The following is a 26,596-nucleotide window of genomic DNA, read 5'->3' on the forward strand; positions in this document are numbered from 1 at the left end:
TGCAAACGCCGCCCTGGCGTGGGCGGCGTGGTGGAACGGCGGGCCCGCAGGCCCGGCCGTGGTGGTCGGCTGCAGGGTGTCAGTGTGCCGGCGCGGGGTTCGGGCCACCCACGACGGCATTGAAGCCCGCCTCGCCGGCCTGGGAACCGAGCCAGTAGCCCACCGCGCCCGCGGCCGCGCCAATCACGAAACCGGCCACGTTGCCGAGCCCCGGCACGATGGTGCCGGACACGGTGCCCGCCGCCGCGCCGGCCGCCGCCGCGCCCAGCCAGCCACCCGCGACCTTGGCGGTCTGGCGCTCAGTGTTGGTCCAGTCGCCCGTCTGCAGGCTGGTGCGCGCCTCGCTGACGATCGACGCCCCATCGGTGCTGGGCACCGCGCGCAGCACCTATGGCATTCCGCAGCGCGGGCTCAACGGCGTGCCCAGCGAACTGTTCACCGACTCGCGCATCCGCATCAACCAGTACCTGCAGCCGCTGCAGTCCATTCCCGAGCGCTTCACCGTCACCGGCGCCCGCGCGGCCGACCCGGCAGCCTGGCTCGAAGCGGCTCGCGGCGCCAGCGGCCTCTGCGGGCCGATACGCGCTACCTTACGGGGGGCACCGCGGGCCGCCAAGCTGGGAACGCTCCCAGGCCGGAGCCGCCGTTCAGGGCGGCCAAGCAGCGCGCCACCACCTCAGGCGCGTCCAGCGCCGCCTCCCAGGCATCGGCCAGCGCCAGCACACCCTGGCGGGCGCTGCGCGACCACGATCCGCCCAGCGGATCCTGCGCATCGGCACGCAGCTTGGCGCAGTAGAGCGCACGCGCCGCCGGGTCCGTGCCCACCAGGCGCAGCAGCGGCTGCAGGGCGGCGTCGAAAGCGCTGGCCGACAAGGGCTCGCGGCCGCTGGGCTGCGCATGCCAGGCGCACAGGTATTCGATCGGGCCCAGGCTGCGCGCATGCCCATAACCCCCCTGCGGGCGCAGCGCCCCACCCCAGGCGGCCAGCCGGCCCGAGGGCAGGCGGCCGCTGCCCAGCGCATGCACCAGGGTCTGCGCCACCAGCGCCTGCACCGCCGGTTCGCCGTGGCGCTCGATGTGGCACAGCAGGTTCACGAAGGCCGGGTACAGCGCGTCGCCCAGGCCCTGGCACACCGTTTCCATCAGGGTGATGCGGTCCTGCGGCCGGGGCAGGGCCTCGCAGCCATCGACCAGGGCCTGGGCGGCCGCCAGCCAGTCGGGCTGCGCTTTCAGCACGGGCGCTCGGGCCTGCTCAGCCCGTGAGGTGGGACAGCACGCGCTGAGCGAGGGTGGCCACGTCCGCCGGGCCGGCGGGTGCGCCGCCCAGGGTGATGCGGGCGCCGGCGTCGGCACCACCCCCCAGGAACCAGGCTGCCGCATCGGCCTCCGCCCCGCCGCCGGCCGGCAAGCCCGCGCCCCCGTGGGGGCGCAGCTCCAGCTCGGTGCGCTGGGCGATCGACGGATGGAAGGACGCGGGTGGAAGGTTCATGGCAGCACTCGTTGCCATCTACTCTAGTGGCGCGCTGCGGGTTTGCCAGCTGGGATCGTTCCCATAAGGCGTCGCTGTCAGCCGCCGCCGAACAGCGCCTTCAGCGTGCGCAGCACCACCGCCGGCCGGGCGCTGATGTCGTCCACGATCAGTTGCACGAAGCTGCCCAGCGTCATCAGCAGCAGCACGTTGGCCGCCAGCACCTTCAGCGAAGCCGACAACGAGAACACATTGAGCTGCTGCGCATAGCGGTTCACCAGGCCGAGCACGCCGTCGATCAGGTACAGCACCACCAGCGCCGGCGCGCTGATCAGCATGCCCAGGGCCATGAGCCGCCCGAGCTCCGACTCGAACAGCACCACCCCGCCGGCTTTCAGCGGCGGCAGCCAGGCCGCCACCGGCCAGAGCGCATAGCTCTGCAACAGCGTGCCCACCAGCAAGAGAAAGCCACCGGAGAACATGAACACGAAGCTCGCCAGGCGCGACAGGAAGGCGCCGGTCAGCGGTGTCTGGTGGCCGGACAGCGGGTCCACCACCTGGGCCATGGAGGCGCCGGTTTTCATGTCGATCACCTGGCCGGCGATCTCGAAGGCCCAGAGCACCGAGCCGAACAGCAGCCCGATCGCGCCGCCGAGAAAGGCCTCCTTGGCGAACAGGCGCATCCAGTCCACCGTGCGCAGCAGGCTCACGTCCACCACCGGCTGCATCGCCAGGGACAGCGCCGCCACCGCCAGGAAGATGGCGTTGCGCACCAGCGCTGGCACCAGGTCGCTGGTGAACAGCGGCAGCAGCAGGAAGGCCACCGCCACCCGGGTGGTCGACAGGCCCAGCAGCAAGGCCATGGACTGCCAGTGGTCGCTGGTGAACAAGCCTTCCATCAGCGCTTGACCATGCCGGCAAAGCCGGTGAACACCCGGTCGGCAAACTGGTAGAGCCCGCCGCCCAGCATGGACGCGGTGAGGAAGATGGTGAGCACGATCGCAAAGAACTTCAGCGCGTACTGCAGCGTCTGTTCCTGGATCTGCGTGGCCGCCTGCAGAAAAGCCACCACCAGGCCCACCACCGCCGCCACGATGATGGGCGGCGCGGACAGCAGCAGCACGAACCACAGCGCCTGCTGGGTGAGCTGGAGGACTTCGCTGTTGAGCATGCGACGAAGCTCGGGTTCAGTAAGTGAGCACCAGGCCGTGCGTGAGCTTGACCCAGCCGTCCACCAGCACGAACAGCAGCAGCTTGAACGGCAGGCTCACGGTGGTGGGCGACAGCATCATCATGCCCATGGCCATCAGGATGTTGGAGATCACCAGGTCGATCACCAGGAAGGGCAGGAAGATCAGAAAGCCGATCTGGAACGCGGTGGACAACTCGCTCACGGTGAACGCAGGCACGACGACGATGAAGTCGCGGTCGGTGAGCTGGCCGGCCTTTTCGGGCGTGAGTGTCTTCTGCGCCGTCTTCAGGAAGAAGGCGCGCTCACGCGGCGGGCTGTGCTTGATGAGGAATTCGCGCAGCGGCTCCTTGGCGGCGTCGGCCGCGCTCAGCATGGTCTTGGTGCTGCTGCCGATGTTGCTGATGCCCTCCACGCGGGTGGACATCTCCTGCCCCACCGGGAACATGACGTAGACGGTGAGCACCAGCGCCAGGCCGTTGAGCACCACGTTGGGCGGCACCTGCTGCAGCCCGAGCGCGTTGCGCAACAGGCTGAGCACGACCACGATCTTGGTGAAGGAGGTGACCATCACGGCCACAAACGGTGCCAGCGCCAGCAAGACGACGGTCACCAACGCCGAGGACGGCGAGAACTGGGTCAGGTCCATTCGCAGCAGGACCCGTGTGCTGGAGCCCTATTCCTGGAGGAGCGCCAGTGTGCCGCGGCCCTGGGAGTGCTACCAGCTGGGAACGATCCCAGGCGCACCCCCTAGGTCGACAGGGTCAGCGGTGGCGCAGCAGCGACTGGCGCAGCAGGTTGAAGGCGGTCAGCGCCACCAGCGCGCCCACCGTGGCCAGCACCAGGCCGCCAAAGTCAAAACGGTCGCTCACCGTGCCGCCGGCGCGCAGCCAGGGCGCGAGGAACCAGCCGGCGAGCGTGGCGCTCACCGGGCCGACGGTCAGATTGATGGCGGTGCCTTCGTGGCCGGGCTCGCTGAGCACACGGCTCATCAGCCAGCCGAGCAGGCCGCCGACGGCGAACCACAGCGCAATGTTCATGAGGGACTCACACCAAACAACAGGTGGCAGCTCATTAGAGCAATGGGCGTGCCACGGGTTCCAACGCAGCAGCCCTGCCGGGCGGCGTCACCGGAGGTGTGAAAACGCTACCGGAAGTGTCGGATGCGCGTGCAGGAATGACCGCCTCCTGCAGCGGTGCGGCCGCTCACCCGGGGTCGACCGCGAAACGCTCCACCACCTGGCCTTGGCGCATGCCGAACCAGGCGCCGTGCTGCAGCAGCACCGCCTCGCTCTGCGTGGGCCGCCACAGCACCATGTCGTCCGGCGCGATCGCCACGCCGGCGCCCAGGTTCATCATCTGCTGGTTGGACGACAGCCCGTACAGCGGGTTGCTGGCCAGCCCGCTTGGCCACACCGGCCGGGCCATCAGGCGCCCGCCGTAGAGAAACACCGACTGCTGTCGCCCCGGCCACCAGCGCGCCACCCGGCGCGACAGCGCCGCCACGAACGGAATGTCCAGCCGGGGCAGGACCTTGAGCACCGGGGTGGCCAGCAGCACCGCCGGCTGCAGGGCCTGGAGGGTGGGCACATCGAAATCGGTGGGCTTGACCAGCGCGGAGCCCACCGACAGGTCGTTGAGCGGCGTGTCCGCACCGTGCAACGGGAGCGTGCCGCTGCCCGCGCCGTTGAAACACAGGCTGTCGTGCCAGAGCTCGGGATGGCGTTCGCGCGCCCATTGCTGGAAGCGCCGGTAGCGCGCGTTGGCCACCGCCACCGCGCGCGCCGGCGTGGTCCAGCGCGGCGCCTGCACCGCATGCGAGTCGTAGCCCATGAAACCGGCCCAGCGCAGGTGCTGCGGGTCCGCCGCCAGCAGCGCGAACACCGGCGCCAGCGCCTGGGGATCGGCCACGCCGCCGCGGCACAGGCCGACGTCGATCTCCACGCTCACCTGCAGGCGGATGCCCAGCGTGCGGGCGAGGTCGCGGTATTGCGCCAGGCGCTCGGGCGTGTCCACCAGCCAGCGCAGCTGCTGCGCGGGGTCGAAGGTGCCCCGGGCGGGCAGGTGTTCGTAGAAGCTCCAGGCGGCGGCCGCCGGCAGCGGCTTGCCGAGCAACAGGTCGAATTCCGGCGCCTGCACGGCGCAGTGGTTGAGGAAGGGCCGGTGGAAGACCATCAGCCCCCGCGCGCCCAGGCGCTGCGCCAGCTGCCGCAGCAGCGGCACGGAGGGCAGCGACTTCTGCACCAGGCGCAGCCGCGCATGCGCCGGCACGCCCTGCGTCAGGCGCTCGGCATTGACCTCCAGCCGGTCCAGGTCGATCACCACCGCCGGCTCACCCACGCCGGCGCGGCGCAGGCCCGCGCGCACCTGGTCGTACCAGGCCTGTTCACGCAATTGCTCGGTCAGGCCCATGGCGAATCAGTAGCGCAGCAGGCGCGCCACCACCGCCAGCAGGGCGGCGGCCAGGCCGCACACCACCACCGCGGCCAGCACCCCGGCGGGGCTGCCTTCGGCACCGCGCCCGATGATCCCGGCCACCACCAGCGGGCCGGCACCGCCGCCCACCATGGTGGTCAGGCCGTTGTAGATGCCGGCGCACGGCCCCACCACGGCCGGTGGGAACAGGCGCTGCACCAGCGAGAACTCGGCCGCCGAAAACGCGCTGATGCAGAACACCGCCACGGTGAAAGCCGCCACGCTGGCCGCCACGCCCGGCGCGGTGAGCGCGAGCCAGATCGCCGCGCCCCCGCCCACAAAGCCGAACGCTGCCACCAGCGCACGCCGGTTGAAGCGGTCCCCCAAGGTGGACCACAGCGCCAGGCCCACCACACCCGCCACGTAGGGCAGGCTGGTCGCATACACCAGCTGTTCGTAGGGCAGGCCCTTGGCGGTGACGAAGTAGGTGGGCAGCCAGAGCGACAGGCCCACCGACACCACGTTGTACAGGGTGCCGCAGGCCAGCATCAGCAGCACGCCGGGCCGCGCCATGGTGCGGGCCACCGTGCGCCAGCCGGGCGCGGCGGCCTGTGCCTCGGCGGCGTTGCCACGCTCGATGTAGGCGGCTTCTTCGGCCGAGATGCGCGGATGGCGCTCCGGCGTGTCATGCACATGGCGCCACACCAGCGGCAGCGACACCAGCGGCCCCGCCAGCGCCAGCACCAGGAAGCCGCGTGTCCAGCCGAAGCTGTGCATCAGCGGGATCAGCAGCACCGGCGCCAGGCACACCGCCAGCAGCAGCCCGCCCATCCACACGCTGTTGGCGCGCGCCCGCTCACCGGGCGGGAACCAGCGCTTGGTGAGCATGTTCATCATCGGGAAGTGCACACCTTCGGACAGGCCGAGCAGCACCCGGGTGGCGAGCAAGGCGGTGAGCGAGGCCGACAGCAGCGCACCCATCGCGGTGAACAGCGACCACAGCAGCACCACCGCCATCAGGCTCACGCGCGGCCCCAGCCGCGCGGCCAGCGGAGAGAGGAACAGGTTGGCCAGCCCGTAGCCCACGTAGAACACCGTGAGCAGCTGGCCGCCCTGCACGCGCGTCTGCTCCACGCTCCAGCCATACTGCTGGGCGATCAAGGGCAGCGCCAGGCTGACGTTCATGCGGTCCAGGTAGCCCACGAACAGCGTCACCATCAGCGTCAACGCCACACGCCAGCGGATGTTGTAGCTATCGCTATAATTTGCCGACCGCGCTGCCGCCGCCTGCGCCCACCCTGCCTCACCCTGCATGCCGACCTCCAAGACGCGCCGCACGCCGCCGCCCGCACTGGGCGTGAAGACGCAGCCGCGCCAGCAGCGCTCGGTGGACACCTACGAGCAGATCCTGGCCGTCACCGCGCAGATGCTGGGCGAGGTGGGCATCGAGCGCCTGTCCACCAACCTGGTGTGCCAGCGCTTGGGGCTCACGCCGCCGGCGCTGTACCACTACTTCCCGAACAAGTACGCCATCGTGCATGAACTGGGCGACCGGCTGATGCAGGTGCAGGACAGCGTGGTCGCCGGCTGGGTGACGCCGCAGACCATGAAGCTGCCGGCCGAGCGCTTTCGCCAGGCGCTGGCGCAGATGTTCACCCAGATGTTCCAGGTCACGCGCGACCAGCCCGACGGCGTGTGGGTGCTGCGCGCGCTGCGCGCGGTGCCGGCGCTGCAGGCGCTGCGCCTGGCCTCGCACGAGCGCGTGACGGCGCTGATCGCCGATGCCTTCCTGGCCGCCTATCCGCAGGCCAACGCGGCCCGGGTGCGCCTGACCACGCGGCTGGCGGTGGACATGGGCTCGGCCGCGCTGGACCTGCTGTTCGATGCGCCCGGGCTGGACCCGCAGCAGTTGAGCCGCACCCTCGCCGCGATGATCAGCAGCGAGATGATGGCGATGCGCAAGGGCGGAGGCCACTAGAAGGTCTTGGCGATGGTGAAGACCACGCCGGTGCTGTCCAGCCGCTTGCTGCCGCCGTTGCCGTCGAAGCCGACGAAGAGTTCGCGTGTCTTCATGCGTGCGCCCACCGCCTCCAGCGTCCAGTCCAGGCCCCAGCGCGCGTGCTTGATGCCGGCGCGCCAGTCCCAGCCGTTGGCCTCGCTGAAGTGCTTGACGCGCTGCACGCCGCCATGCAGCAGCAGCCAGGTGCGGCCGTCGATCGCATGCTGCCAGTCCAGGTCCAGCAAATGGCTGCCGCGGCTGCCATGGTCGCCGCGGGCATAACAGTCCAGCCCGCTGGTGGGGTCTTCACGCTGCAGCAGCAAGGTGCCGCACACCATGCCGGTGTTGATGCCGCGGAAGTCACGCGAGATCACGTTGAGGTAACGCGCTTCGATCGCACCGAAGCCGAACTCCAGCACCGCATAGCTGGTGGTGAAGTGGAAGTCTCGCACGCCGGCCGGGGCCAGGGCCGGCATGCCGGTGGCGGGATCGATCACGATCTCGATCGCCGTCGGGGCCTCGAAGTGAGCGCCCGGGAAACGCTCATGCGCCAGGCCCACGCCGAAGTGCCATGCGTCCGGGTTGCCCCATCGGTAGCCGCCGGCGATGAGTGCGTTGTAGCCATCGCTCTCCGGATAGACATGGCGGCTGACCGTGCCGAGTTCGAACACACCCACCAGGCCAGACGCATGCGCGGCCTCCACATGCAGCTCCGCCGCGGGGCGGCGGTAGCTGTCGGAGATGCCGCGGCTTCGGCGGTCACTCATCAGCCGCACCGTGGTGTCGATACTGTACTGCGCGATCACCGGCTCGCCCGGTGCGGCGGCCTGGGCCCAGGCGCCGGTGGTGGTGCAGGCAACGGCCAGGCAGGCCGACCCAAGCAGCTTGTTCATCAGCAGTCTCCCGTGGAATGCAGCGCGCGTCATTTGGCAGCCGGGCAGCCGGGCGGCACGCGGTCCACGCGCGTGAAATCCTCGCTCTTGCCCAGCACCTGCACGCCGATGTAGGCGCGCATGGTCATGCTGTTGCCCTGGGCACGCAGCAGGCCCTTGTAGTTCTTCTTCTCGCGCGGGTCGTGGATCCAGCCGTCGCGCCAGGCGCCGTCCTCGAAGTGCTTGAGCTTGAGGATGCGCACGCCGCAGTCGCCGGGGCGCGGCGGGTCCACCGAGGCGTCCTTGTCCCACACCACCGTGCCGCACAACGCAGACGGCTCCTCCGCGCAGGGCTGCAGCTGCACCACGCCGTCCTTCTGCGCACTCAACCACAGGCCGTGCGCGGGGTCTGCGCCCTGGGCCCACGTGGGCAGCGGCAGCAGCAAGACGGCCCACAGGGCCACACGTGCACTCATGCAGAACCTCCAGGGGCGTTCAGCCCGAACAGGCGGGCCATGTAGGGCGTGAGCAGCCGGCCTCGCGGGTCCAGCTCGGCGCGCACGGCGAGAAAGTCCTTCCAGCGCGGGTAGCGGCTGGCGAGTTCGGTGGCGCTCAGGTCGTGCAACTTGCCCCAGTGCGGCCGGCCGCCATGGCGGCGGAACACCGCGCCCACGTCGCGCAGCAGGTAGTCATAGGCCTCGCCCTGCAGCGCATGCACGGCGATGGAGCAGCTGTCGCGGCCATGGAAGGGGCTCAACCAGGCATCGTCACCCTGGATGAAGCGGAACTCGATCGGAAAGAACACGTCGTTGCGCCGCTCCAGCGTGGCCAGCACCTCGCGCAGGCAGGCCACGCCGCGTTCGCGCGGCACATGGCACTCCGATTCGTTGAAGCGCGTGGGTCGCACGCTGGAGAGCAGCTCGTACGACACGTCGATCGCGTCCTCCGCTTTGGTAGACGCGATCGCCTTGCCGGCCACCCAGCGCCGCAGTGACGGAAAGCGCCCCAGCCAGTCGCGCAGGTGCTTCAGGTCACCCAGCACGTCCTCGTCCTGCGAGGGCGGGCGCACCGGCTTGCCCACCGGCACCTCGTCATGCGCGATCGCGGCACCGTAGCCGGTGAAGGGCAGCAGGTACAGCTCGAAGTGCAGGTGCTGCGCGGCCAGCGCCTCGGCCTGGGCAAACAGCTCCTCGTTGGGCGCCAGCCAGACATGGCGGCGCAGGAAGTGGCGCGGCCGCACCTTCAGGGTCACCTCCGTCAGCACGCCCAGGCTGCCGAGTGACACCTGGGCCGCGGCGAACAGGTCCGGCCGCTGGCTGGGTGAGCAGCTGAGCAGCTCGCCTGCCGGCGTGAGCAGCTTCAGGCCGACCAGCTCCTTGTGCATGGCGCCCAAACGCTGCCCGGTGCCATGGGTGGCGGTGGCCAGCGCGCCGGCCAGGGTCTGCATGTCGATGTCAGGCTGGTTCATCAGCGACAGCCCGGCCTCGTCCAGCAGCCGGGTCGCCACGGCGATGCGGGTGCCGGCACCGAAGGTGGCCGTGCCGGCGGCGCGGTCCACCGCCAGCAGGCCCTGCAGCCGGTCGATCGACAGCAAGGTGCCCGGTGTGGGCACCAGGGCGCTGAAGGAGTGGCCGGCCCCCACGCAGCGCAGCGGCCCGGGGGCGGATTTCACCAGCGCGGCCAGCTCGTCCAGCGTGGCCGGCATCGGCCAGGCCCTGGGCTGGCAGCGCTCGATGCCGGACCAGTTGCTCCAGGCGGTGGCAGCCGCGACAGCGGCCGTGTCCCGCGTGGCGGCCACCGCGCCCGCCGACAGGCGCAGCCCCAGCAGGCTGCCGGCGGCCAGGCCGAGGAAGGAGCGGCGGGGAGTCATCGAGGCGCTTTCATGGGCAAGCGTCAATGTAGCGATGACTAGGTTATAGCGTTAACTATCGGTTTCCCGGACATGGCGTGACGCGCAGCACTGCGGGCCTTTCCAATGGCACGTCGATTGCTCGGCGGGTGCATGCGCACCCTGCTCCACCGCGATGCGACGCGATGACGCGGCCGCCAGCCGCTTCGTGCGGGTGCGCGGGGCGCGCGAGCACAACCTGAAGAACGTGGATGTGGACATCCCGCGCGACGCGCTGGTCGTGTTCAGCGGCGTGTCGGGCTCGGGCAAGTCGTCGCTCGCCTTCGGCACCTTGTACGCCGAGGCGCAGCGCCGCTATTTCGAATCGGTGGCGCCCTACGCCCGCCGGCTGATCGACCAGGTGGGCGTGCCCGACGTGGACACGATCGACGGCCTGCCGCCCGCGGTGGCGCTGCAGCAGCAGCGCGGCACACCCAGCACGCGCTCGTCGGTGGGCAGCGTCACCACCTTGTCCAACCTGCTGCGCATGCTGTATTCGCGCGCCGGCAGCTACCCGCCACGCCAGCCGATGCTCTATGCGGAGGATTTTTCGCCCAACACGCCGCAGGGCGCCTGCCCCGAATGCCATGGCCTGGGCCATGTGTACGAGGTGACGGAAGCCTCGATGGTGCCGGACCCGTCGCTCAGCATCCGCGAGCGCGCCATCGCGGCCTGGCCGCCGGCCTGGCACGGCCAGAACCTGCGCGACATCCTGGTCACCCTCGGCTATGACGTGGACAAGCCCTGGCGCGAGCTGCCGCGCAAGCAGCGCGACTGGATCCTCTTCACCGAAGAGCAGCCCACGGTGCCGGTGTATGCCGGCTTCACGCCGACCGAGACGCGCGACGCCCTGAAGCGCAAGCTCGAACCGAGCTACCACGGCACGTTCATGGGTGCGCGCAAGTACGTGCTGCACACCTTTGCCACCACGCAGAGCGCGCTGATGAAGCGGCGTGTGTCGCGCTTCATGGTGGGCAGCCTGTGCCCGGCCTGCGATGGGAAGCGCCTCAAACGGGAAGCGCTGGCAGTCACCTTCGCCGGCCTGGACATCGGCACCCTGTCGCAGCTGCCGCTGAGCGAGCTGGCGAAGGTGCTGGCCCCCGCAGCGGCCGGCCGCTTCGATGTGCCTGCGCACCAGGACGCGACACTGAGCCGCGCCGACGCGCGCAAGGACACCGCGCGCCGCGTGGCCGCTGGCGGCTCGGCCCATGCGGCGGCACCCGACGTGCGGCGCACCGCCAACCTGTCGGAGGAAAAGCGCATCGCCGCCCAGCGCATCGCGCACGACGTGCTGGAGCGCGTCACCACCTTGAACGAGCTGGGCCTGGGCTACCTGTCGCTGGACCGCAGCACGCCCACCCTGTCGCCCGGCGAGCTGCAGCGCCTGCGCCTGGCCACGCAGATCCGCTCCAACCTGTTCGGGGTGGTGTACGTGCTGGACGAGCCCTCCGCCGGCCTGCACCCGGCCGATGGCGAAGCGCTGCGCGTCGCGCTGGACCGTTTGAAGGCATCGGGCAACACGCTGTTCGTGGTGGAGCACGACCTGGACGTGATGCGCCATGCCGACTGGATCGTGGACGTGGGGCCTGCGGCTGGCGAACAGGGCGGCCAGGTGCTCTACAGCGGGCCGCCCGCGGGGCTGCGCGGGGTGGCCGCATCGCACACCGCACGCTATCTCTTCGCCGCGCCGACACCACGTACCAGGCCGCCCCGGACGGCGCGAGCGTGGCTGCAGCTCGAAGGCGTGAGCCGCAACAACCTGCACAAGGTGGCGGCGAGCTTCCCGCTCGGCGTGTTCACCGCGGTGACCGGCGTGTCCGGCTCCGGCAAGTCCAGCCTGGTGAGCCAGGCACTGGTGGAGCTGGTGTCGGCCGCGCTGGGCCATGAACCGCCGGCGCCGGAGGAAGAGACCGACGACACACCGGCCTTCGCCGGCGTGGCCTCCGGCCACATCGTGGGCGGCCTGCACGGCCTGCGTCGCCTCGTGCGGGTGGACCAGAAGCCGATCGGCCGCACGCCGCGCTCCAACCTCGCCACCTACACCGGCCTGTTCGACCCGGTGCGCAAGCTCTTTGCCGCCACCCCGGCCGCGCGCTCGCGCCGCTACGACGCCGGCCGCTTTTCCTTCAACGTCGCCAAGGGCCGCTGCGACACCTGCGAAGGCGAAGGTTTTGTCAGCGTGGAGCTGCTGTTCATGCCCAGCGTGTACGCGCCCTGCCCTGCCTGCCACGGCGCGCGCTACAACGAGGCCACGCTGAAGGTCGCCTACCGCGAGCGCAACATCGCACAGGTGCTGCAGATGACGGTGGACGAGGCGGGCGAGTTCTTTGCCGACGAGCCGGCGGTGCAGCGGCCGCTGCAGCTGCTGCGCGACATCGGCCTGGGCTACCTGCGCCTGGGGCAGCCGGCCACCGAACTCTCCGGCGGCGAGGCGCAGCGCATCAAGCTGGCCACCGAGCTGCAGCGCACCCAGCGCGGCGACACGCTGTACGTGCTGGACGAGCCCACCACCGGCCTGCATCCGGCGGACGTGGACAAGCTGATGGCCCAGCTGCATGGGCTGGTGGACGCCGGCAACAGCGTGATCGTGGTCGAACACGAGATGCGCGTGGTGGCCGGCGCCGACTGGGTGATCGACATCGGCCCCGGTGCCGGCCAGGAGGGCGGTCGCGTCGTGGCCGCCGGCCCGCCGCAGGAGGTGGCGCAGGCCAAGGGCAGCCGCACGGCGCGCTACCTCGCGCCGCTGGTGCGCTGACGTCCGCTGCCATCGGCCGCAACGCCGAGGCGGCGGCTGACCTGTGACCTGCAAGGTTGCGGCGTGCAAGCTATCCTCGCGCCGATGCAGGACATCCTCTCTGTCTCCAACCTGTCGAAGACCTATGCGTCGGGCTTCCACGCGCTGAAGAACATCAACCTCGCCATCCGGCGCGGCGAGATCTTTGCGCTGCTCGGGCCCAACGGCGCCGGCAAGACCACGCTGATCAGCATCATCTGCGGCATCGTCAACGCCAGCGCTGGCCAGGTCACGGTGGCCGGCCGCGACATCGTGCGCGACTACCGCGCGGCCCGCTCGATGATCGGCCTGGTGCCGCAGGAGTTGACCACCGATGCCTTCGAGTCGGTGTGGAGCACGGTCTCCTTCAGCCGCGGCCTCTTCGGCAAGCCGGCCAACCCGGCCCACATCGAGAAGGTGCTGAAGTCGCTGTCGCTGTGGGAGAAGAAGGACAACAAGATCATGACGCTGTCGGGCGGCATGAAACGCCGGCTGATGATCGCCAAGGCGCTGTCGCACGAGCCGCAGATCCTGTTCCTCGACGAGCCGACTGCCGGCGTGGACGTGGAGCTGCGGCGCGACATGTGGCAGCTGGTGCGCGAGCTGCGCGACACCGGCGTCACCGTGATCCTGACCACCCACTACATCGAGGAAGCGGAAGAGATGGCCGACCGCATCGGCGTCATCCGCAAGGGCGAGCTGATCCTGGTGGAAGAGAAGACCGAGCTGATGCACAAGCTGGGCAAGAAGCAGCTCACCCTGCAGCTGCAGCAGCCGCTGGCGCAGCTGCCTGCGTCACTGAACGGGCGACCGCTGGCGCTGTCGGCCGACGGCACCGAGCTGACCTACACCTACGACGCCCAGGGGCCGCGGGTGGGCATCGCGGAGTTGCTGAAGGACCTGGGCGACGCGGGCATCCCGTTCAAGGACCTGCACACCACGCAGAGCTCGCTGGAGGACATCTTCGTGAGCCTGGTACACGACGAGGGCAAGAGCCGATGAGCATGAACCTGCACGCCGTGCGCGCGATCTACAACTTCGAGATGGCCCGCACCTGGCGCACCTTGATGCAAAGCATCATCTCGCCGGTGATCAGCACCTCGCTGTACTTCATCGTGTTCGGGGCGGCCATCGGCTCGCGCATTCCCGAGGTGGCGGGCGTGAGCTACGGCGCCTTCATCGTGCCGGGCCTGGTGATGCTTTCGCTGCTGACGCAGAGCATCTCCAACGCCTCCTTCGGCATCTACTTTCCCAAGTTCACCGGCACCATCTACGAGCTGCTGTCCGCGCCGGTGTCGTATGTGGAGATCCTGCTCAGCTACGTGGGCGCGGCCGCCACCAAGTCCATCATCCTCGGGGTGATCATCCTGGCCACGGCGGCGCTGTTCGTGCCGCTGCGCATCGAGCACCCGCTGTGGATGGTGCTGTTCCTGGTGCTCACCTCGGTGACCTTCAGCCTCATCGGCTTCATCATCGGCATCTGGGCCGACGGTTTCGAGAAGCTGCAGGTGGTGCCGCTGCTCGTGGTCACGCCGCTCACCTTCCTGGGCGGCAGCTTCTATTCCATCGACATGCTGCCGCCCTTCTGGCAGACGGTGGCGCTGTTCAACCCGGTGGTCTACCTGGTGAGCGGCTTCCGCTGGAGCTTCTATGGCCTGTCGGACGTGAGCCTGGGTGTCAGCGTGCTCATGACGCTGGTGTTCCTGGGCGTGTCGCTGGCCATCGTGGCATGGATCTTCCGCACGGGGTACCGGCTCAAGGCCTGACGTGCACCAGAGCGGCGGAACGGCTCACAGCAGCTTGCGATAGACCACGAAGCCGGAGCGCTCGGCCACCTGGTCGTAGAGGCGCATCGCCACGCTGTTGGTCTCATGCGTCTGCCAGTACACGCGGCCGGTGCCAACGGCGCGGGCGCGCTCGGCCACCGCCTCGATCAAGGCACGGCCCACACCCTGGCCGCGCACGGCCTCGGCGGTGAACAGGTCTTGCAGGTAGCAGGTGGGCGCCACCTGGGTGGTGCTGCGGTGGAAGAGGTAGTGGGCCAGCCCGACGAGCTGGTCGTCCTGCTCCGCCACCAGCGCATGCACCGGCTCATGCACATCGAAGAAGCGCGACCAGGTGGTGTGGGTCACCTCCTGCGGCAACGCCGTCGCGCCCGAGCGGCCGTAGAAGGCGTTGTAGCCGTCCCAGAGTGGCATCCAGGCATCGCGGTCTTGCGGCGTGGCGGAACGGACGAGAACGGGCTGGCGCACCGTGGTCTCCTGAGGTGGCTACCCCGCGCGGACCCGCGGGGCGGCACATGAGAATAGCGGCCAGGGCAAAAGCGTGACCGATCTGGCACCCACCCCGCACCCAGGCGGGTTGTGCCCCTCACCGCATCGCCCTAGATTCGACTGCCGCTACGCGCGCGGGCGCTTGCCACGGCATGCAGAACCCGCGCCGACGGCACCGAGGAGGGAACCATGGCGTTCGAAGACATCCTGCATCCTGCGTTGTCGCTCTACCTGGGCGCACCGCAATGGGTGAAGACCTGCGTGGGCCGCACCTACAGTGCCGTGCCGCGGCGGCTGCGCTATGGCGGGCGCTTCAAGGGCTTCGAGAAGGAAGTGGCCCACTGTTATGGCAACGGCCCCGTGGCCGAAGCCGCGGACGCGAAGCTGGCGCTCACCCTGCGCCATGCACTGGCGCATGTGCCGGCGTTTGCGGCCTACCGTCACCTGCTGGCCCAGGACCGCTCACCCCGCGAGCTGCTGGCGCAGCTGCCGCTCACGTCCAAGCAGGACATCAAGGCGAACCTTTCAGCCTACCTGTCCGAGCGCTACACCGCCCGCAACCGGCTGGAGATGTTCACCGGCGGTTCCACCGCCATCCCGATGCGCTTCTTCTCGCACAAGCACGTCACCCGGCCCAAGGAGGCGGCCTACTACCAGGACTTCGATCGCCGCGCCGGCCTGCTGCACGCCAGCGACGTGATCCTCAGCATGCGCGGGCGTACCGTGCCGGGCGCCGGCCGGCCGGGTGCGCGGGTGTGGGCCTACGAGCCGATCAAGCGCCATCTGGTGCTGAGCAGCGACCACCTCGAGCCGCGCTTCATGCCGCAGTACCTGGAGGCGCTGCGCCAGTGGAAACCCTCGGTGGTGCAGGCGGTGCCTTCGGCGCTGTACCCGCTGGCGTGCTGGCTGATGGCGCATCCGGCGCCGGACATCACCAGCAGGATCCGCGGCATCCACCTCACCTCGGAAACCGCCTACGACTTCCAGATGGAAGTCTTCCGCCGGGTCTTCGACTGCCCGGTGCTGCGCGGTTACGGCCACACCGAACGGGTGGTGCTGGGCGCCACCATGCCGGACGACGACCGCTATTTCTTCTGGCCGCTGTACGGCCATGTGGAGCTGGTGGACGCGGCCGGCCAGCCGATCACCGAACCCGGCGTGCCGGGCGAGATCGTGGGCACCAGCTTCGACAACGAGGTGATGCCCTTCGTGCGCTACCGCACCGGCGACGTCGGCATGTGGGGCGGGCAGCGCCATCCGCTGCTGCCGCACTTTCCGGTGATGGAGCGCATCGACGGCCGGCTGCAGGAGTTCGTGCTGTGCCGCGACGAACGCATCGTCACCGTGGCCACCCTGGGCGCGGCCCACTTCTCTGACCTGGCGGCGGTGGACAGCATCCAGTACGAGCAGCACGAGCCGGGGAGGATCGTGCTCAAGGTGGTCTCCAAGGTGGACCTGGATGCCGCCCAGCGCGAGCGGCTGGCCGCTGCCGTGAGCAAGAAGACGCAGGGCGGCTGCGATGTGGAAGTGCAGCGCGTGGAGCACATCCCGCGCACGGCCCGCGGCAAGCACCGGCTGCTGATCCAGCACCTGGACGTGTCGGGCTACCTCGGCGCGGCCGCGCTCGCCGGCCAAGGCCCGCAGGGGCGCACCGCCCACGAGGCGGGCACCCCGGCAACCACCGCCGCATGGCAACCAGCGCCGGCCTTGCCGGCCTCCGCGCTGAACAGCTGACGCGGCGCGCCCTTACAAGGCGACGCTTCTTGGCCTGCACGGCCATTGTGGGCGCGCGCCCTCGCTCCTAGCATCGGCGCCCTGGCCAGGGATTCGCCATCCGGCCAGACGGCACCGGGGCAGCGCCATGCCGGCCCGCCACGAGCGGGTGCGGCAGCGGCCCCGGCTTCATTCACCGATCAGGGAATCACGATGCGTCTTCACACCATGGCCGCCGCCTGCGCGGCATTGTTTGCCCTTTGCACCACCGCCCAGGCGGGCGACAAAGTCTGGATCAGCCTGGGCGACGCCGCCCTGGCGCAGCTGCAGAAACACACCCCCACCGCCGTGACCGCCAGCGTGCCGGCGGCCCAGGCGGGCCATGCCACGGCAGCCAGCGCATCGCGCGCCGAGCACATCCACCTGGTGCAGGTGGACGAGGACCAGCTGGCGCATCTGTCCGAGGCCGTGCACAAGGCGCTGCGCCGTTGCGGCGGCTTCATGTACCACGGCAGCCAAGCCGAAGGCCTGGCTACGCTGCACCGCCAGTCGGGCCTGGCCCGCGCGACACCCGCCGTGGCCGTCACCCGGCCCAGCTACGTGATCGACCAGCAGAGCACGGTCACGCCCATGCTGGGCCAGATGCAGGCCAGCAACATCGGCCAGACCATCATCGACCTGTCCAACTACGTGAACCGCTACTACCAGACCAGCGGCGGCGTCAATGCGTCGGACTGGCTGAAGCAGCGCTGGACGACGCTGGCCAACGGCCGCAGCGACATCACGGTGGAGCAGTTCACCCACCCCAACTGGAAGCAGAAGTCGGTGATCGCGACCATCCGCGGCACCGACAACCCCAACGAAGTGGTGGTGCTCGGCGGCCACCTCGATTCCATCAACCAGGCCGGCACTGGCGAAACCACCCGCGCGCCGGGGGCGGATGACGACGCCTCGGGCGTGGCCAGCCTCACCGAGGTGTACCGCACGCTGGTGGCCAACGGCTACAAGCCGCGCCGCACGATCAAGTTCATGGCCTATGCGGCAGAAGAAGTGGGGCTGCGCGGGTCGCAGGAGATCGCCAAGAGCTACGCCACCGCCGGCACCAACGTGGTGGGCGTGATGCAGCTGGACATGACCAACTACAAGGGCTCGGCCAACGACATCTACATCTTCAGCGACTACACCGACAGCGCCCAGAACACCTTCGTCAGCAACCTGATCAAGACCTACCTGCCCACGCTGACCATCGGCACCGACCGCTGCGGTTATGCCTGCTCGGACCACGCCTCGTGGAACGCGCAGGGCTACGCCGCCTCCATGCCTTTCGAAGCGGCCATGGGTGAGGACGACCCCTACATCCACACCGCCAACGACACCTACGCCAACACCGGCAGCACCGCGGAACACTCGCTGAAGTTCGCGCGCATGGCCCTGGCCTACGCGGTGGAGCTGGGCAGCGACGGGCCCGGGCTGCCCGACACCGTGGAAACCTTCAGCGGCACGCTCACGCGCGGCCAGACCCGCAGCTTCGGCCCCTTCAAGGCGGGCGCCGGCGGCAGCTTCAAGGCCAGCACCACCGGCACCGGGGACATCGACCTCTACGCCAGGCGTGGCAGCGTGCCCACCACCCGCAGCTACGACTGCAAGTCCGACGGCAGCAGCGCCAGCGAAAGCTGCAGCATCAACATCACCTCCAACGGCGACGTGTACGTGCTGCTCAGGGGCTACACCGCGGGCAGCTACGCCCTCACCGTGAGCTACCGCCCGCAGTGACCCTCCCAGGCGCGGCGGTAGAGTCGGGCATGCAAGACCGCCGCCGCGCCCTTCCTCCCGGCCTCGCGCGGTGGCGTGTGCTCGGGCCGCTCCTGCTCGCAGCGGCCGTGCTCGCCAGCTGCGCCGCCGCGCCGCCGGCCGACCCTGAGCTGCAGTCCATCGCGCCCGGCGCCCTGCCGCTTGCGGACATCACGCTCAGCATCCCGGGCCTGGGCCCGTGCACCGACAACCCCGACCGACGCCTGTCGCTCAACTCGCGCGAGCCGGTGAACGTGCTGGTGCACGGCTGCTTCGGCTCGTCCGGCCGCTTCCGGGGGCTGGCGCAGGTGCTGGCCTTCCATGGCCAGCAGACCGCGTGTTTCACCTACAACGACCGTGACAGCCTCATGCGCAGCTCGGGGCAGCTGGTGGCCGCGCTCGACCAGCTCGGACGTGCGATGGAGAGCAGGCAGCTCACCGTGATTGGCCACAGCCAGGGCGCCCTCATCGCCCGCAGTGCGCTGGTGAGTGACCGGCCCGACCCGATGCGCGAGCTGGGCCTGCAGCTGCGGCTGGTGACCGTGTCAGGCCCGTTCGCCGGCATCGCGGCCGCCGAGCAGTGCGGCAACCCGGTCACGCGGGCGCTCACGCTCGGCCTCATCGGGCCGATGTGCCGGCTGATCACCGGCGACAAGTGGTCGGAGATCACCGCGCACTCGGCCTTCATCCAGCAGCCTGGCCGCCTGGCTGCGCAGGTGCGCGGCTACCTCAAGGTGATGACCGACGAGCGCGGCACCTGCCGGCGGTACGAGGGGGAGCGCTGCACCGAGTCCGACGAGATCTTCAGCCTGGACGAACAACGCCATCCGGTGATCGACGACGACCCGCTGGCCGAGGTGCTGGAGGTCGGGGCCGGACATGTGGAGATCGTGGGCGACGAACGGGTGGCCCCGGTGAAGCTGATCGCGCTGCTGCAGCGCCATGGTGTGCTGAACCCGACCGCACCGCAAAGGCAGGCCGCGCTGTCGCAGCTGCTGGCGCGTGTTTACGGCGCCCAACCTTAGCCCGCGGGCACGGCGCCTGCCGGACCGAGGGGATCGCCACCCCGCCAAGCACATGCCCAGCCCGCAGCCCACCTCTCCCGCTCGTCGCCCAGCCCGTTGGCGCCAGGCGCTCTGGTTTGCCGCCCTGCTGGTGGCTGGATGCGGCGGTGGTGGCAGCGCGCAGGCCGACGCCCCGCCAGCCACCGGGGCGCACGCCTGGGTGGTGGTCGGATCGTCGACCGCGGCAGGCGCGGGCGCCACGGCAGGGCAAGGGTGGGTGGCGCTGATGGCCGCCGAAGAGGCGCCGCGGGGCGTGGTGGTGCACAACCTGGCCCGGCCCAGCCTCACCAGCTACCACGTGCTCTCCGCCGGGTCACAGCCGCCGCCGGGGCGCCCCGCGCCGGACCCCAGCGCGGATGTGGATGCCGCGCTCGCATTGCATCCCCAGGCGCTGTTTGTCTCCCTGCCCACCAACGACACCGCCATGGGCTACAGCGTCAGCGAGACGGTGACCAACCTGCTGGCCATTCGCAGCCAGGCGCTGCAGGCCGGCGTGCCGGTGGTGATGCTGTCGACCCAGCCGCGCGACCTTCCGCCCGACCGGCTGGCCCTTCTGCCGCAGATCGACCAGCAGCTGGCCGACGCCGCCGGCCCCTGCTTCGTGCCGGTGCGCGCGCAGCTGGCCGGGCCGGACGGCCGCATCGACCCGCGCTACGACGTGGGTGACGGGGTGCACCTGAACGATGCGGGGCACCAGGTGGTGTGGCAGCAGGTGCGGGCGGTGTTGCAAAGCCACGCCTGCATCGCGTCGGGCTGAACGCCCTGCCGGCCATCGCGCTCACCCGGCCCCCAGCAGTTCCTTCATCGTCAGCTTGAGCCGCTTGCGGCCTTCGGCGTTGGTGGAGCGCCAGGCCTTCAGCGCCAGGCCGAGGAACTGCTGCTCGGCCGCACTCAGGCCCTGCGGCGCATGCGCTTCATCCAACCATCCGGCCGGGCGTGCGCAGGCGGCCTCGATCTGGCGCGCGAGCTTGTCACCGATGGGCCGGCTGCTCTTGATCTGGCTCCACATGCTGGGGCTCATCTGCAGCTGCTGCGCGAAGGCCTGCTCCAGGCCCTTGGGCGCCACGCCGGCGCGCATCTGCTCTTCGGCGTACTGCTGGAACAGGCTGAGGGCGTTCTGGCGGCGATGGACGGTGATGTTGTCGGGCACGAATGTGGCGCGCTGGAGAAGCGGTCGGCAACCCAGCATTGTCGCACCCGCTTGACCACGAAGTGAAGACTCTTTACGTGCGCTCCTCGCCGCGGCAAGAGGCGCGGTGGTGCGCCCGCTACGGAGCGGAATGTCGCCGCGCTGGACCGTCAGGTGATGAACGGTTGACCCTCAGCAAGGCCGCGCGGGCATGGCAAAGCGGGGGCGCCCGCTGGGCGCCCCCGCTTCTGCACTCCAATCAGCCGTGGCGATCAGCCGCGGTCGGCGCGGGCAGCGCGCGTACTGCGGGTGGACGTGTTCACGTCGGCCGTGCCGCTGGTGTTGCTGCGGTTCGTCACGTTGCTGGCGTCGGTGTTCTTGTCGACGTCAGCGCTGATCACGCCGTTGGACGCCTTGCTGCCGGTGTCCACGTTCACGCCCGGCACACCCTTGTTCATTTCGGTCTGCGAGGTGGACGTGCCGGTGGTGGTGGCGGCAGAGGGGTTCGGCTTGCTGGCGTCGGGCGCCTGCTGCGCTTGGGCCAGGCCGGCCAGCGCGAGGAGGGAAGCGGCGGCGATCGCGGTATGGAGCTTGGTCATGTTGTCATTCCTTTGAATCCGGTTGAAGGGCATCCAACTGCGGCGGTACTGCTGCCGAGCTAGCGCTGACGTGAGCATGGCCGCTCGCACGAGGATTCGCAGTCGGCGTGCGACGCAAAGCAGCGTCAGCGTTTGATGACAACACCGGGGTGGCGTCGCCCCGACCGTAAGGACTTCCGGCTGCCGCGCTGTGCAACGCCAGATCACGCCGTGCCGCTTGGGGGGCCAGCCCTGCTACGCATCGATGCGCTGGACGCTTGTCCGGCCTGGCGCAGGCAGCAAACGGGGTGCCCTGAACGCCCCCTAGCCCATGGGGTGACATCCTGACAACGGAGGTGATCTTCTAGCGTCCCGCACACAAACGGGAGTCGCACATGCCCGTTGCCGACAAACCCACCCAGCTCGCCCGCCTGATCAGGGAAGAAGCTGCGAACGCTGTGAGCCGTCTGCTGGTCGTCGGCTGTGGCGACGGTACCGAGGCCGCCATCCTGTCGCGCGAACTGGGCTGCGAGGTGATCGGGATCGACCTGAACCCGAACTTCGACGCCGCAGCGCGGCAGCAGGTGGACTTGCGGGTGGCCGACGCCTGCTCGCTGCCGTTTCCCGATGGCGCGTTCGACTACGTGTACTCGTACCATGCGCTGGAGCACATTCCGGACTGGCGCTGCGCGCTCAACGAGATGGACCGCGTGCTCACCGAAGGCGGGCACTACTGTGTCGGCACGCCCAACCGCAGCCGGCTCATCGGTTACATGGGGTCGGGCGCGCATTGGAAGAACAAGCTGCGCTGGAACGCCGCGGACTGGAAGATGCGGCTGCAAGGGCGCTTTCGCAACGAGTTCGGCGCACACGCGGGCTTTACAGCGTCGGAACTCGGCAGCGCCTTGAGCGAGGCGTTCGGCTCCCGGCCAGTGGACATCAGCGTGAGCTACTACGAGGCCATCTATCCCCGCCATGCCAGCACCGTCAAGCTGATCTCCCGGATGGAGCTCGGCCGTTTTGCCTGGCCGTCCGTCTACTTCATCGGCAACAAGCCGCCGGCCGGCAAGATCCCGTCCTTCGGGTAGACGGAGGCCCCGTGCGAACGCTCGCGCGGGCCCCCGCCGGCATCCGCCTTGCTGCTGAGCCAGGATGACAACGCCAGAGACCAGCCGCACCTGGCGGTGCGGACAGTGCAAGCTCTTCTACTTCCGCCCCTCGCCGGTGCCCCGACCGGCGCGCTGCCCGCGGTGCGAAAGCGAGGACATGCAACCGGTCGACCTCATGAAGAGCCGGTGAGGCCTTAGGCGTCAGTCCTGCGCGGCACCGGCCCATCGGGCAGGCACGCCGCGCCGGCGGCCGAGCGTGCTGGCCGCCTGCTCGACCGCGCCAGCCACCATGTCCGCCGTCACCGCGCACAGGGTCCAGCCGAGGTGCCCGTGCCCGGTGTTGTAGAAGACGTTGGCCTGCCGGCCGCGGCCGACGCGGGGCATCATGTCCGGCATCATCGGCCGCAGGCCCGCCCACGGCACCACCTGGCGCGTGCTCACCTGCGGGAAGCACAGGTTCACCCAGTCGACCAGCGGGCGGATGCGGTCGGCGCGGATGTCGCGGTTGGCGCCGTTGAATTCCGCCGTGCCCGCGACGCGGAAGCGGTCCGCGCCCAGCCGGCTGGTCACCAGCTTGGTGGCATCGTCCAGCAGGCTGACGGTGGGCGCGCCCTGCTGGCTGGCCGCATCGGCCAGGTGCACCGTGATGGAGTAGCCCTTGACCGGGTAGATGTTCACGCGATCGCCCAGCTGCGAAGCAAACGCCCGGCTGGCAATGCCGGCGCACACCAGCACCGCGTCGAAACTGCTCTGCGCGCGTTCGCCACCGGTGTCGTAGCTCACAGTCGCGCGGGTGCCGTCGCTGCCCAGCCGGCGCACGGCGGCGCCATACAGCGTGCGCACGCCCCGTCGCTGCGCGGCGGCGGCCAGCCCGACGGTGAACTTGTGGATGTCACCCGTGGCGTCGCTCTCGGTGTAATAGCCACCGTGGAAGCTGCCGGCCAGCGTGGGCTCGATCTGCCGCATCTCGGCCGGTGTGACGGCCCGGCGCTCCAGCCCGCCCGCGGCCAGCAGCCGGGACACCTCGCCCGCATGCTCGAAGCCCTGGCGGTCACGGTAGATGTGCAGGATGCCCTCGCGCCGCAGGTCGAAGGCTATGCCCTCGGCCTGCGCCCAGGCGAACAGGTGCTCGCGCGCCGCGACCGCCATGCGAGCGGTGGCGATGGTGTTGCGGCGGTAGTGCGGAATGCTGGCGACGAACTCCGCGAACCAGCTCAGCTTGTGCCAGCTGGGGCGTGGGCTCAGCAGCAGCGGCGCGTCGCTGCGCAGCATCCACTTCAGGCCCTTGAGCAGCGTGGCGGGATGGGTCCACACCTCGGCGTTGGATGCCGACAGCTGGCCGCCATTGGCGAAGGACGTTTCCATCGCCGGATAGCGGTGCCGCTCGAACAGCGTGACCGAAAAGCCCCGCAGGGCGAGTGCATAGGCAGAGGTGACGCCGGTGATGCCACCGCCGATGACCGCGATCGATTTCATGCAAGGTCTCCAAACGTCAAAGGTGGAGTGCGGCGGCACGACGCGCGCCGCACGCCCCCTCTGTTTGGAACCTGAGAGATTCGCGCCTGGCATGAGCCGGCGCTTGCTCCTGCGGTGGGCCGCATGACGAGTGCGGCCGCTCTTCAGAGATGCATGGACTGGCCGGTCCTTTTGCCTGAGAGTTTCCGGGGCGGTTGCTCCTTCGGCGCCACCAGGCGCAGTGCACCTGGCGATCTCTCCCGACCAATGGCGCGATGGTAGCGTGGCGCGTGCGCCCGGTCACCCTGGCGCTTGCAGGCTGTGCCACACCGGGTACGCCAATCGCTCCTGCTTCGGAGCACACCGGCCGGGCTGCAGGGTACGCCCCTTGCCCTGTCCTTCAGTGCTTCCAGCAATCCTGTGCGCCACGCCACCGCTGTCTGCAGCGATGACCTGGCGCACTCCACGAGAGGAGTCAGTGATGAAAGATCGCAGCAACGAGCGCGGTGTCCAGTCGGACAAGGAAAACCATGCAGTCGCCAAGGGCGCCGCGACCGGCGCGGTGGCCGGCGGGGTGGCGGGCGGCGCCATCACCGGGGCCCTGGCCGGGGGCGTCACCGGCCCGGTGGGTGCGGCCATCGGCGCCGTCGCCGGCGCCGTGGTGGGCGCTGTCGCCGGCAAGAGCTCCGACGACAAGGTGGCCGTGGGCTCTGACGTGACGAGCGACGACACCCTCGCCCGGACCGACGTCGACGACCGCGACACCGCCACCGGCGCCGTGACCGGCGGCGCGATGGGCGGTGTGGCCGGTGGTGCCATCGCGGGCAGCCTGGCGGGTGGCGTGACCGGCCCGGTGGGCGCAGCCATCGGTGCGGTGGCGGGCGCTGGCGCCGGCGCCTTGGCCGGCAAGGTGGGCCCCGATGCCGACCACGACACCTACTGGCGCGACAACTGGGTCAACCGGCCCTATGTGCAAAGCGGCGCCAGCTACGACGACTACGCTCCTGCCTATCGCCATGGCGTCGATGCACACAGCCGCTACCCCGGGCGTCAGTTCGACGAGATCGAGTCGGACCTCGGCCGGGACTGGCAGAGCTCGCGCGGCACTTCGTCGCTCGAGTGGGACCATGCCAAACATGCCTCGCGTGACGCCTGGCAGCGGGCCAAGGATGGCATCGAGCGCGCCATCCCCGGCGACTCGGACGGCGACGGGCGCTGACGAGACCGGCCGACACGCAAGACCCGGGACAAGCGCATCAGGCGCGAGCTGATGCCGTCGAAGCAGGTGGGGCGCCTTCCGGCGCCCCACCCCTTTTTTGCAGAACACATGCGGGCAGTTCGTGCTGCCCCGGCAGCGTCAGGCCGCCGCCCTGCCCTCGCTGCGCAGCTGTGCCATCAACGTGTACCAGTTGATGCGCCGCGTGGCCACCATCACACCCGCGAGCACCGCAAAGAGCAGCAGCGAGCCCAGCACCAAGGCGGTCTGCTCCATCTGCAGCAGCGCGTACAAGGCGGCATAGAGCAGCCCCAGCCCGGCCCCGAAGGCCAGCCCCGCGCGCGCGCCGCCCAGCAGGTGCGCGCCGTAGAAGGCCAGCAGCGCCGTGCAGGCCACGCTGGCTGCCAGGTACGCCTGCCAGAACGGCAGGTGCTCGCTCAGGCTGAGCAGCAGCAGGAAGAACACCGTGAGCGCAAAGCCCACCAGCAGGTACTGGATCGGATGCACACGCAGCCGCCGCATCACCTCCACCAGGGCCACGGTCACGAAGGTGAGCACGATGAACAGCATGCCGTACTTGACCGCGCGGTCGTTGAGCACATAACCGTTCACCGGGTCGATGAAGCCCACACTGAACGAATCGACGCAGGGCGTGGCGGTACGCTCGCCGTTGCCGGGGGCGGACGCCACCGCGTAGGCCACGCCATCGTCACGCCACTCGCACAAGGCGCCGCCGTGTTCCACCGCGGCCTGCGCCGTGGTGGCCAGCGCGCTCACCTGCCAACGTGAGCTGAAGCCCTCCGCAGACACCTTGCGCTCCACCGGCAAAAAGCGGCCCGAAAACGACGGATGCGGCCAGGGCGAGGTGAGCGCCACCGTGGTCTCCTGCCCCACAGGCACCCAGCCGATGCTGCGGGTGCCGGCCAGCTCCAGCGCCACCTTCACGTCCAGCGGCGCCTCCACCGCGGCCGGCGGCAGCGTGACATGGAAGCCCTGGGGCTGCGTCTTGAGCAGGCTGCCGGGCTGCACGACGCGCGTTTCGCCGGCGGCCAGCACGCTGGCGCTGCGGATGCCGCGCGCGTCGGTGAGCGCCACCGCCAGCGTGGGCGGCTCGCACAGCATGCGCGCGCCGGGCTGATCGGCGGAGGGGGCCGGGGCGGGCAGTGCGTCGAAGCGCGCGCTCACCGTGCCCTTGGCCAGGTAGCCGTTGAGCTTGAACAGGCCGCGGTAGCGCGGCTCGATCGCGGCCTCGGCTTGTGCCACCAGCGTGCGCGGCCAGGCGGTGAGCACCCGTTCGCGCCGCTCGGTGACGGTCTTGCGGTCCCTGCCGTCACCGTCCGCACGCTCCCAGGTTTCGGTGCAGCGCATCTGCAGCAGCGGGCCCAGCACCGTCTGCGGGCTGGCCAGGCTCTCCTGCAGGTTGGCCTCAGCCTCGCGCTGGCGCATCTGGCGCTCGTAGACCACGCTCTCCACGCGGAACAGCGCTACCGCCAGCACGACGATCACCGCCGCCATCGCGACGGCCTTGCTCAACAGGGGGAATCGCATCTCGCTTCTCGCTCTTGTGATGGAGCGCGCACTGTGGCTTGGCACTGTGAGCTGGCGATGAAGTGTGTGAAGCGAATGTGAAGCCGCTCCAAGCGCTTGCGGCACGCCGGTGCACT

27 protein-coding genes and 1 riboswitch are annotated in these 26,596 nt (G+C 69.9%); of the genes, 10 read left to right on the forward strand and 17 right to left on the reverse strand.

Annotated elements, in window-relative coordinates; translation table 11 throughout:
* Positions 1-79: 79 nt before the first annotated feature.
* The 9 genes from VPH43_RS13990 to VPH43_RS14030 all read right to left on the reverse strand — a co-directional run bounded on the left by VPH43_RS13990 (position 80) and on the right by VPH43_RS14030 (position 6,305).
* Positions 80-376 carry a hypothetical protein gene (locus VPH43_RS13990; protein ID WP_328578335.1) on the reverse strand — a complete coding sequence of 99 codons (297 nt, stop codon included), beginning with the start codon at positions 374-376 and terminating at the stop codon, positions 80-82.
* 209 nt (positions 377-585) lie between these two features.
* Positions 586-1,236 (reverse strand): hypothetical protein, encoded by a 651-nt coding sequence (locus tag VPH43_RS13995; protein ID WP_328578336.1) that lies wholly within the window; start codon positions 1,234-1,236, stop codon positions 586-588.
* Between the two features lie 16 nt (positions 1,237-1,252).
* Positions 1,253-1,489 carry a hypothetical protein gene (locus VPH43_RS14000; protein ID WP_328578337.1) on the reverse strand — a complete coding sequence of 79 codons (237 nt, stop codon included), beginning with the start codon at positions 1,487-1,489 and terminating at the stop codon, positions 1,253-1,255.
* Between the two features lie 77 nt (positions 1,490-1,566).
* Entirely contained in the window at positions 1,567-2,367 is an 801-nt protein-coding gene (gene sctT / locus VPH43_RS14005) for a type III secretion system export apparatus subunit SctT (RefSeq protein WP_328578338.1), read from the reverse strand.
* Positions 2,367-2,639 (reverse strand): type III secretion system export apparatus subunit SctS, encoded by a 273-nt coding sequence (gene sctS, locus VPH43_RS14010; RefSeq protein WP_328578339.1) that lies wholly within the window; start codon positions 2,637-2,639, stop codon positions 2,367-2,369. The genes sctT and sctS overlap by 1 nt, the downstream gene beginning before the upstream one ends.
* 16 nt (positions 2,640-2,655) lie before the next feature.
* Complete coding sequence (sctR, locus tag VPH43_RS14015) at positions 2,656-3,300, reverse strand: type III secretion system export apparatus subunit SctR (RefSeq protein WP_328578667.1); 645 nt, start codon at positions 3,298-3,300, stop codon at positions 2,656-2,658.
* 121 nt (positions 3,301-3,421) lie between these two features.
* Positions 3,422-3,697: a GlsB/YeaQ/YmgE family stress response membrane protein gene (locus VPH43_RS14020; protein ID WP_328578340.1), complete on the reverse strand. Its 276-nt coding sequence runs from the start codon at positions 3,695-3,697 to the stop codon at positions 3,422-3,424.
* A gap of 166 nt (positions 3,698-3,863) precedes the next feature.
* A complete protein-coding gene (locus VPH43_RS14025; RefSeq protein WP_328578341.1) occupies positions 3,864-5,069 on the reverse strand; it encodes an alanine racemase in 1,206 nt (401 codons plus the stop codon).
* 6 nt (positions 5,070-5,075) lie between these two features.
* Positions 5,076-6,305, reverse strand: a complete 1,230-nt coding sequence (locus VPH43_RS14030; RefSeq protein ID WP_328578342.1) for an MFS transporter — start codon at positions 6,303-6,305, stop codon at positions 5,076-5,078.
* A 79-nt stretch (positions 6,306-6,384) separates the two neighbouring features.
* On the opposite strand from VPH43_RS14030, the gene VPH43_RS14035 reads away from it, so the two are divergent.
* Positions 6,385-7,050: a TetR/AcrR family transcriptional regulator gene (locus VPH43_RS14035; RefSeq protein WP_328578343.1), complete on the forward strand. Its 666-nt coding sequence runs from the start codon at positions 6,385-6,387 to the stop codon at positions 7,048-7,050.
* On the opposite strand, the gene VPH43_RS14040 is transcribed toward VPH43_RS14035, so the two are convergent.
* Genes VPH43_RS14040 through VPH43_RS14050 form a run of 3 tightly spaced genes read right to left on the reverse strand, consistent with a single transcriptional unit; the run spans position 7,047 to position 9,813 of the window.
* The gene (locus VPH43_RS14040; protein ID WP_328578344.1) at positions 7,047-7,964 is read right to left on the reverse strand and encodes a hypothetical protein; all 918 of its coding nucleotides are present in this window, start codon (positions 7,962-7,964) and stop codon (positions 7,047-7,049) included. The genes VPH43_RS14035 and VPH43_RS14040 overlap by 4 nt on opposite strands.
* A 29-nt stretch (positions 7,965-7,993) precedes the next feature.
* Positions 7,994-8,419, reverse strand: coding sequence for a DUF2147 domain-containing protein (locus tag VPH43_RS14045; RefSeq protein WP_328578345.1), 426 nt, complete (start codon positions 8,417-8,419; stop codon positions 7,994-7,996).
* Entirely contained in the window at positions 8,416-9,813 is a 1,398-nt protein-coding gene (locus tag VPH43_RS14050; protein WP_328578346.1) for a D-arabinono-1,4-lactone oxidase, read from the reverse strand. The genes VPH43_RS14045 and VPH43_RS14050 overlap by 4 nt, the downstream gene beginning before the upstream one ends.
* 154 nt (positions 9,814-9,967) lie before the next feature.
* Between VPH43_RS14050 and VPH43_RS14055 the strand changes: the two genes are divergently transcribed.
* The 3 genes from VPH43_RS14055 to VPH43_RS14065 all read left to right on the forward strand — a co-directional run bounded on the left by VPH43_RS14055 (position 9,968) and on the right by VPH43_RS14065 (position 14,370).
* On the forward strand, positions 9,968-12,586 hold the full coding sequence (locus VPH43_RS14055) for an excinuclease ABC subunit UvrA (RefSeq protein ID WP_328578347.1): 2,619 nt from the start codon (positions 9,968-9,970) through the stop codon (positions 12,584-12,586).
* An 84-nt stretch (positions 12,587-12,670) separates the two neighbouring features.
* Positions 12,671-13,606 (forward strand): ABC transporter ATP-binding protein, encoded by a 936-nt coding sequence (locus tag VPH43_RS14060; RefSeq protein ID WP_328578668.1) that lies wholly within the window; start codon positions 12,671-12,673, stop codon positions 13,604-13,606.
* Positions 13,607-13,608: 2 nt separating this feature from the next.
* Positions 13,609-14,370 carry an ABC transporter permease gene (locus VPH43_RS14065; RefSeq protein WP_328578348.1) on the forward strand — a complete coding sequence of 254 codons (762 nt, stop codon included), beginning with the start codon at positions 13,609-13,611 and terminating at the stop codon, positions 14,368-14,370.
* A 24-nt stretch (positions 14,371-14,394) separates the two neighbouring features.
* On the opposite strand, the gene VPH43_RS14070 is transcribed toward VPH43_RS14065, so the two are convergent.
* Positions 14,395-14,802: a GNAT family N-acetyltransferase gene (locus VPH43_RS14070; protein ID WP_442909299.1), complete on the reverse strand. Its 408-nt coding sequence runs from the start codon at positions 14,800-14,802 to the stop codon at positions 14,395-14,397.
* Positions 14,803-15,066: 264 nt separating this feature from the next.
* On the opposite strand from VPH43_RS14070, the gene VPH43_RS14075 reads away from it, so the two are divergent.
* The 4 genes from VPH43_RS14075 to VPH43_RS14090 all read left to right on the forward strand — a co-directional run bounded on the left by VPH43_RS14075 (position 15,067) and on the right by VPH43_RS14090 (position 20,202).
* Complete coding sequence (locus tag VPH43_RS14075) at positions 15,067-16,611, forward strand: AMP-binding protein (RefSeq protein ID WP_328578350.1); 1,545 nt, start codon at positions 15,067-15,069, stop codon at positions 16,609-16,611.
* A 192-nt stretch (positions 16,612-16,803) separates the two neighbouring features.
* A complete protein-coding gene (locus VPH43_RS14080; RefSeq protein WP_328578351.1) occupies positions 16,804-18,363 on the forward strand; it encodes a M28 family metallopeptidase in 1,560 nt (519 codons plus the stop codon).
* Between the two features lie 29 nt (positions 18,364-18,392).
* Entirely contained in the window at positions 18,393-19,406 is a 1,014-nt protein-coding gene (locus VPH43_RS14085; protein ID WP_328578352.1) for an esterase/lipase family protein, read from the forward strand.
* Between the two features lie 52 nt (positions 19,407-19,458).
* Complete coding sequence (locus tag VPH43_RS14090) at positions 19,459-20,202, forward strand: GDSL-type esterase/lipase family protein (protein WP_328578353.1); 744 nt, start codon at positions 19,459-19,461, stop codon at positions 20,200-20,202.
* 21 nt (positions 20,203-20,223) lie between these two features.
* On the opposite strand, the gene VPH43_RS14095 is transcribed toward VPH43_RS14090, so the two are convergent.
* Positions 20,224-20,595 carry a hypothetical protein gene (locus VPH43_RS14095; RefSeq protein WP_328578354.1) on the reverse strand — a complete coding sequence of 124 codons (372 nt, stop codon included), beginning with the start codon at positions 20,593-20,595 and terminating at the stop codon, positions 20,224-20,226.
* 251 nt (positions 20,596-20,846) lie between these two features.
* The gene (locus tag VPH43_RS14100; RefSeq protein ID WP_328578355.1) at positions 20,847-21,173 is read right to left on the reverse strand and encodes a hypothetical protein; all 327 of its coding nucleotides are present in this window, start codon (positions 21,171-21,173) and stop codon (positions 20,847-20,849) included.
* A gap of 374 nt (positions 21,174-21,547) precedes the next feature.
* Between VPH43_RS14100 and VPH43_RS14105 the strand changes: the two genes are divergently transcribed.
* Complete coding sequence (locus VPH43_RS14105) at positions 21,548-22,240, forward strand: class I SAM-dependent methyltransferase (RefSeq protein ID WP_328578356.1); 693 nt, start codon at positions 21,548-21,550, stop codon at positions 22,238-22,240.
* 222 nt (positions 22,241-22,462) lie between these two features.
* On the opposite strand, the gene VPH43_RS14110 is transcribed toward VPH43_RS14105, so the two are convergent.
* On the reverse strand, positions 22,463-23,737 hold the full coding sequence (locus VPH43_RS14110; protein WP_328578357.1) for a D-amino acid dehydrogenase: 1,275 nt from the start codon (positions 23,735-23,737) through the stop codon (positions 22,463-22,465).
* A gap of 153 nt (positions 23,738-23,890) precedes the next feature.
* A riboswitch (glycine riboswitch) is annotated at positions 23,891-23,989 on the reverse strand.
* Between the two features lie 208 nt (positions 23,990-24,197).
* Here VPH43_RS14110 and VPH43_RS14115 point away from each other — a divergent pair.
* The gene (locus VPH43_RS14115) at positions 24,198-24,935 is read left to right on the forward strand and encodes a hypothetical protein (RefSeq protein WP_328578358.1); all 738 of its coding nucleotides are present in this window, start codon (positions 24,198-24,200) and stop codon (positions 24,933-24,935) included.
* Between the two features lie 138 nt (positions 24,936-25,073).
* Here VPH43_RS14115 and creD read toward each other — a convergent pair whose 3' ends face one another.
* Positions 25,074-26,480, reverse strand: a complete 1,407-nt coding sequence (gene creD / locus VPH43_RS14120) for a cell envelope integrity protein CreD (RefSeq protein WP_328578359.1) — start codon at positions 26,478-26,480, stop codon at positions 25,074-25,076.
* Positions 26,481-26,596 lie beyond the last annotated feature (116 nt).

Source organism: Ideonella sp. BN130291 (genome assembly GCF_036231905.1).
In the GTDB taxonomy this organism is placed as follows: domain Bacteria; phylum Pseudomonadota; class Gammaproteobacteria; order Burkholderiales; family Burkholderiaceae_C; genus CAMLIZ01.

What these genes read in the sequence shown, in the direction of transcription:
- sctS (WP_328578339.1), bottom strand. Translation starts at nt 2,639, where the DNA reads ATGCTCAACAGCGAAGTCCTCCAGCTCACCCAGCAGGCGCTGTGGTTC.
- creD (WP_328578359.1), bottom strand. Translation starts at nt 26,480, where the DNA reads ATGCGATTCCCCCTGTTGAGCAAGGCCGTCGCGATGGCGGCGGTGATC.
- VPH43_RS14060 (WP_328578668.1), top strand. Translation starts at nt 12,671, where the DNA reads ATGCAGGACATCCTCTCTGTCTCCAACCTGTCGAAGACCTATGCGTCG.
- VPH43_RS14075 (WP_328578350.1), top strand. Translation starts at nt 15,067, where the DNA reads ATGGCGTTCGAAGACATCCTGCATCCTGCGTTGTCGCTCTACCTGGGC.
- VPH43_RS14050 (WP_328578346.1), bottom strand. Translation starts at nt 9,813, where the DNA reads ATGACTCCCCGCCGCTCCTTCCTCGGCCTGGCCGCCGGCAGCCTGCTG.
- VPH43_RS14115 (WP_328578358.1), top strand. Translation starts at nt 24,198, where the DNA reads ATGAAAGATCGCAGCAACGAGCGCGGTGTCCAGTCGGACAAGGAAAAC.
- VPH43_RS14070 (WP_442909299.1), bottom strand. Translation starts at nt 14,802, where the DNA reads ATGCCACTCTGGGACGGCTACAACGCCTTCTACGGCCGCTCGGGCGCG.
- VPH43_RS14085 (WP_328578352.1), top strand. Translation starts at nt 18,393, where the DNA reads ATGCAAGACCGCCGCCGCGCCCTTCCTCCCGGCCTCGCGCGGTGGCGT.
- VPH43_RS14035 (WP_328578343.1), top strand. Translation starts at nt 6,385, where the DNA reads ATGCCGACCTCCAAGACGCGCCGCACGCCGCCGCCCGCACTGGGCGTG.
- VPH43_RS14080 (WP_328578351.1), top strand. Translation starts at nt 16,804, where the DNA reads ATGCGTCTTCACACCATGGCCGCCGCCTGCGCGGCATTGTTTGCCCTT.
- VPH43_RS14090 (WP_328578353.1), top strand. Translation starts at nt 19,459, where the DNA reads ATGCCCAGCCCGCAGCCCACCTCTCCCGCTCGTCGCCCAGCCCGTTGG.
- VPH43_RS14000 (WP_328578337.1), bottom strand. Translation starts at nt 1,489, where the DNA reads ATGAACCTTCCACCCGCGTCCTTCCATCCGTCGATCGCCCAGCGCACC.
- VPH43_RS14045 (WP_328578345.1), bottom strand. Translation starts at nt 8,419, where the DNA reads ATGAGTGCACGTGTGGCCCTGTGGGCCGTCTTGCTGCTGCCGCTGCCC.
- VPH43_RS14105 (WP_328578356.1), top strand. Translation starts at nt 21,548, where the DNA reads ATGCCCGTTGCCGACAAACCCACCCAGCTCGCCCGCCTGATCAGGGAA.
- VPH43_RS14065 (WP_328578348.1), top strand. Translation starts at nt 13,609, where the DNA reads ATGAACCTGCACGCCGTGCGCGCGATCTACAACTTCGAGATGGCCCGC.
- VPH43_RS14040 (WP_328578344.1), bottom strand. Translation starts at nt 7,964, where the DNA reads ATGAACAAGCTGCTTGGGTCGGCCTGCCTGGCCGTTGCCTGCACCACC.
- VPH43_RS14055 (WP_328578347.1), top strand. Translation starts at nt 9,968, where the DNA reads ATGCGACGCGATGACGCGGCCGCCAGCCGCTTCGTGCGGGTGCGCGGG.
- VPH43_RS14025 (WP_328578341.1), bottom strand. Translation starts at nt 5,069, where the DNA reads ATGGGCCTGACCGAGCAATTGCGTGAACAGGCCTGGTACGACCAGGTG.
- VPH43_RS14100 (WP_328578355.1), bottom strand. Translation starts at nt 21,173, where the DNA reads ATGACCAAGCTCCATACCGCGATCGCCGCCGCTTCCCTCCTCGCGCTG.
- sctT (WP_328578338.1), bottom strand. Translation starts at nt 2,367, where the DNA reads ATGGAAGGCTTGTTCACCAGCGACCACTGGCAGTCCATGGCCTTGCTG.
- VPH43_RS14020 (WP_328578340.1), bottom strand. Translation starts at nt 3,697, where the DNA reads ATGAACATTGCGCTGTGGTTCGCCGTCGGCGGCCTGCTCGGCTGGCTG.
- VPH43_RS14110 (WP_328578357.1), bottom strand. Translation starts at nt 23,737, where the DNA reads ATGAAATCGATCGCGGTCATCGGCGGTGGCATCACCGGCGTCACCTCT.